This window comes from Lysinibacillus sp. NPDC093688, from assembly GCF_050280145.1.
GTDB lineage: Bacteria > Bacillota > Bacilli > Bacillales_A > Planococcaceae > Lysinibacillus > Lysinibacillus xylanilyticus_B.
Genome location: NZ_JBNNUX010000066.1, coordinates 5,668 through 10,443, shown reverse-complemented (window position 1 = coordinate 10,443; position 4,776 = coordinate 5,668). Strand labels below are relative to the sequence as shown.

Annotated in this window: 5 protein-coding genes and 1 pseudogene; all 6 read left to right on the top strand. The window is 34.9% G+C overall.

The window, feature by feature from the left end; all coding sequences use genetic code 11:
* The first annotated feature begins 79 nt into the window (after nucleotides 1-79).
* Nucleotides 80-349 carry a LysE family transporter gene (locus tag ACQKN2_RS24235; protein ID WP_427417205.1) on the top strand — a complete coding sequence of 90 codons (270 nt, stop codon included), beginning with the start codon at nucleotides 80-82 and terminating at the stop codon, nucleotides 347-349.
* A 386-nt stretch (nucleotides 350-735) separates the two neighbouring features.
* Nucleotides 736-1,773 (top strand): serine hydrolase domain-containing protein, encoded by a 1,038-nt coding sequence (locus ACQKN2_RS24230; RefSeq protein ID WP_427417204.1) that lies wholly within the window; start codon nucleotides 736-738, stop codon nucleotides 1,771-1,773.
* 22 nt (nucleotides 1,774-1,795) lie between these two features.
* Nucleotides 1,796-2,215, top strand: a complete 420-nt coding sequence (locus tag ACQKN2_RS24225) for an N-acetyltransferase family protein (protein ID WP_427417203.1) — start codon at nucleotides 1,796-1,798, stop codon at nucleotides 2,213-2,215.
* Between the two features lie 208 nt (nucleotides 2,216-2,423).
* Nucleotides 2,424-2,774 (top strand): annotated as a pseudogene (locus tag ACQKN2_RS24220) (IS110 family transposase); the annotation flags it as partial.
* A gap of 528 nt (nucleotides 2,775-3,302) precedes the next feature.
* Nucleotides 3,303-3,662, top strand: a complete 360-nt coding sequence (locus tag ACQKN2_RS24215) for a BlaI/MecI/CopY family transcriptional regulator (protein WP_427417202.1) — start codon at nucleotides 3,303-3,305, stop codon at nucleotides 3,660-3,662.
* 74 nt (nucleotides 3,663-3,736) lie between these two features.
* A partial coding sequence (locus ACQKN2_RS24210) for a M56 family metallopeptidase (protein WP_427417201.1) occupies nucleotides 3,737-4,776 on the top strand: 1,040 nt, incomplete at its 3' end.

The following is a 4,776-nucleotide window of genomic DNA, read 5'->3' as shown; positions in this document are numbered from 1 at the left end:
ATAAGGAAGACACAAAACGAAAATCGAAAGATATAAGTTGTGTCACAGTTGAGATGTCTACATTTTTTAAGAAATGTATATGTTTTTCGTATCGGTAAATGTTTTCGGTGTTGTACTAGCCAAATCATATGGGCAAGGGGAGTCAGCGAATTTTTTAGTGATTGCTGCAGGGGTTCTGAGTGGCATATTGTTACATGATATAAGCTTGATGGCCATTATTTCGGTTACCCGTAAAGCGATGAGTCGTAAGGTCATTAAGTCGCTTACAATGGTAGCGGGCGTATTACTAATTGGATTTGCCGGATATTTTATCTATGAATTTATACAAGCTATTAAGAGCTATATATGAAAAAAGTGCGATTGCATTGTTATCTTAGGGTGACAACCTTCGAACGTATGTAAATAAATAGATCAAACATATTTTATATATAATATGTTTGGTCTATTTTTTATGATTTTGTTCGTAACGATTGTTGTTTTATCTTGTCTTACTCAACTAACGGAGCAGATTAGTGCAAGAAGGATTCTCTGATAAATGGAGTATTTAGGATTTTAGTGATTAATGGCTAACGGGGTGCTTTCCTTGAAGATCAAAGAGCTGTTTTAGACAGCTCTTTTTTTCTTATTGTACTAACGAAGCAGTTTAGTTGAATATAAATTTATTTTACAAATAGATATAAGGGACCGTACGTTCGTGTTATAATTTATCTGATTATACTGACAAGGGGGATAATTGTGAAATTAGAGAACATCCACATTGAAGAACGAATGAAACATTATAATGTACAAGGTCTAAGTATCACATTGCTTGAGGGTGGTGAAATTAGTGGAACAGAAAATTACGGCTTATTAGAAGTGGAAAGCGATAGAAAAGTGAATGAAAATTCTATTTTTAGTGCGTGTTCAATTAGCAAGTTCTTAACAGGAATACTTGCTATGAAGCTAGTAGAGGAAGGACTTATTGATTTAGATGATGATGTGAATGAAAGTCTTGTATCGTGGAAAGTACCAGAAAATGATTTTACTAAAAATAAAAAAGTGACATTAAGGAACTTACTAAGTCATCAATCTGGAATTAAAGACCCTGAAGGTAGTTATTATGAACTGAATTCGAAAATAGGGATTCCTTCGATGGTTGAATTATTAGAGGGGCAAACTCCATATTGTAAAACTCCTATTGACGTCAAGTGTGAACCAGAAAGTGAATTCCATTATTCGGATGCGGGTTTTTGTATCATTCAGCAATTGATAGAAGATGTTACTGAAAAACCGTTTCATAAAGTTATGAATGAGCAAATATTTGAACCATTAGGAATGGCAAATAGCCAATTCAATACAACAATGTTGGAAGTGGATAGACAAAATTTTTCTTGTGGTCACAACAAAAACGGTGAATTAGTAGATGGGAAATATCCTATATATCCTTATCCAGCGGCTTCTGGATTATGGACAACTTCTCTTAATTTAGCTGAATTAGTTCTTGAGTTAATGAATGCTGTAAAGGGAGAAAGCAAGGTTGGTATTTCGGAAAGTTTAGCAAAAGAAATGATAACCTCACAAAGAGGTAAAAGTTGGGCTGGATTAGGTGTGTTTCTTGAAGGCTCAGAAAAAGAAATAGAAATTACATCACTTGGTTGGGGAGTGGGTTTTCAATGTATGATGGTGGCGTTTCCGTATTTAGAGAAAGGTGCGGTCATAATGACGAATGCAGAATTAGGTGTTCATCAAATGGAAGGTATTATAGGAGAAATATATAAATCTCTTTTATCTTAAAAAATGTTAAGGGAGGAGAAATATGCAGATAGCCTTAGCAAATCCAGCTCATATATCTGAAGTTGTATCGTTCTTCAATGAAAATTTAGAACGCAATAACAGTGCTGTCTATTCTGAAGAGTTTTTATGTCCTCTTGGAGTTAAAGCAGCCATAAGAAGAAAGCAAATGATAGTGGCAACAGTAGAAGGTCAAGTAGTGGGGGCATTTCGGTTTTACCGAAAAAAAACACAAAACAAAATTTCTTTGTATCAATTTGCGATAAGCGAGGTTTATCGTGGTCAAGGGTTGTTAAAAAAGATGTTTAAAACGATAAATGATTTACCTATTGTTGCACTATGTCCGACTGATTCCGATTTTAATGAATATTATTATAAAACAGGTTGGAATTTACAAGAACAGAGTGACGAGTTCAAAATCTGGGTTTTTAGTAACCCTAATTAAGTTTTGTGAACTTCTTCACTTAAAGTAACGGGGTGCTTTACTTGAAGATCATTGAGTTGCATATGCAGCTCTTTTTTTCTTTATTGAACTAACGGTGCAGCATTCCTGTTTGAAGGATGTTCGAGGTCTTGAAAGAAAAGGAGCCCTCTAGTATGATGCATGAGTGTCAACGACCATTGACCCATCATCAAACAAGGAGGACTCCTTTATGCATTTTAAATGGAATAATAAAATTAATCAAGTTACTGAAAATACACTCGTTGTCGGCATGGATATTGCCAAGCATATTCATTACGCATGCTTTGTCGATGAACGTGGGCGAGTAATAGAAAAAGCTTTTGCGGTACATCAATCGAAAGAAGGCTTCGAAAATCTGTATGAAAAGATTCTTCAAACGATGAAGGAAGCTAAGAAAACTGAAGTAATAATAGGGATTGAGCCTACAGGCCACTACTGGATGAACTTAGCCTATTTCTTAGATCACTACGGAATCCCACTTGTCATGGTGAATCCAAGGCACGTAAGACGCTCGAAAGAACTAGATGATAACTTACCGACATAAGCGCAAATGACGCTAAGAGACATGGGAGGGTACGTCGTCATAAGTATCGCAGAGATCCATTGTGCATCACATAGTGGATTAAAAAGCTAATGATTTCCATTAGTTTTAGCGAAGCGTATACTCAGATTGTAAATTATAACTATAAATTAAAAATACTGTTTATAAATCAAGAGAAAAAATATTTTTTCTTCATCACGAAGTGGTGAAAACCGTTGATACATCAATGTTTATAGAGGGAGTTTAGTGGAATAAACAGTCAGTTATAGAGAACACTAATATGAGGTGTTTTCTTATGAAAAAAGTTCTTATATTAATTATTGCCATTTCTCTTTTTGGCGTTTTATCAAAAACTAAAGCAATGATAATTGAATATGCAAAGGTTAATTTATCCGTATAATTATGCCCTTAAAATGGATTCTCTTCAACAGACTATCTCAATAGTCTTGACAAACACAGACTATCGCAGTAGTATTAGTGTGTGGCAAACTATTGCAATAGTCCACTTAAGAAAAGGAGCATGCGCGTATGCAAGTTAAATTGTTTGATTCGGAATTACAAGTCATGAATATTTTATGGGAAGAAGGCGATTTGACAGCTAAACAGCTCTCACAAATGTTAAACGAACGAATAGGTTGGAATAAAAATACCACCTATACCGTCATAAAAAAATGTATAAAAAAAGAGGCCATTGAAAGAATTGAACCTAACTTTATCTGTCATCCAATCATCAGAAAAGAACAGATACAAGAACAAGAAACGACGGAATTGATTGATAAAATATTTAATGGTTCTAAAACTTTACTATTCGCATCCCTACTAGACAAGAAAAAAATGTCCGCGAGTGAGATCGATAAATTAAAGCAAATTGTTAAAGCTCTTGAATGAGGAATTATGATATGAGTATCCTCAACATGAGTGTAGACGCATCTCTCCTCCTCATCATTGTGATATTGATGAGGATGTTAGTAAGAAATAAAGTGCCAAAGCAAACATTTTTAATTCTTTGGGGAATCGTTGCATTTAAACTACTCATCCCCTACTCTTTTTATTCAAAGTTGAGCATACAGCCTATGCTGAAAAACTTATTTGTTACGCTCACTTACTCAAATGATTCGGAAAGTATACACAATACAATCGAAATCGCACAAACATCAAACACGTTCTATCACCAGCTTTTGCTTGTGATGACAAGCGATTTCGTTCAGTACATTTGGGCATGTGGGGGTATCGGGGTTTTGCTATTCTTTATAGTGGCCTATGTTAGATTTTATAAAGAATTTCAAACAGCCATCCCAGTGAAGAATAATGAGTATCTAAATCAATGGCTAAACGATCATAAGTTAAAAAGAACTATTCAAATTGCAGTATCAGATAGAATTAAAACCCCGTTAACATATGGAATCTTTAAACCAGTCATCTTATTGCCGAAATCAACAAATTGGGAAGACGCTACAAGTATTCAGTTTATTCTCACGCATGAATTAATTCATATTAAACGCTTTGACGTTTTGTGGAAAGTAATTTTAACGATTATGGTAGCTTTGCATTGGTTTAATCCATTAGTTTGGTTTATGTATTTTTTAGTAAACAGAGACATTGAATTGTCTTGCGACGAAAGGGTTATTAGACAGTTTGGAGATAAGGCAAAGTCAGCATATGCACTATCTCTCATCAATATGGCAGATGAAACCTATACGGTTACGCCGCTTTGTAATCATTTTAGTAAAAACGGGATTGAAGAAAGGATAGTGTCCATTATGACCTTAAAGAAAAAGTCGGTTTTGGGAACAGTATTAGCGTGTACATTAGTCATTGGAGGTATGACCGTCTTTGCGGCAACTGGCCAAGAGCCACCAACGCTGAAAGAAGGCAAAGAACGAAATGCAGTTATTGTTACTGATGCTTCAAATAGTACGACAGAACCACATGTAATCGCAACAAATAAAGGCAAAGAACGAAATGCAGTAATTGTTACTGATGCTTCAAATAGTACGACGGA

Bases quoted from the DNA above. Each gene is read 5' to 3' on its own strand.
- ACQKN2_RS24225 (WP_427417203.1), top strand. From the start codon at position 1,796: ATGCAGATAGCCTTAGCAAATCCAGCTCATATATCTGAAGTTGTATCG.
- ACQKN2_RS24235 (WP_427417205.1), top strand. From the start codon at position 80: ATGTTTTTCGTATCGGTAAATGTTTTCGGTGTTGTACTAGCCAAATCA.
- ACQKN2_RS24215 (WP_427417202.1), top strand. From the start codon at position 3,303: ATGCAAGTTAAATTGTTTGATTCGGAATTACAAGTCATGAATATTTTA.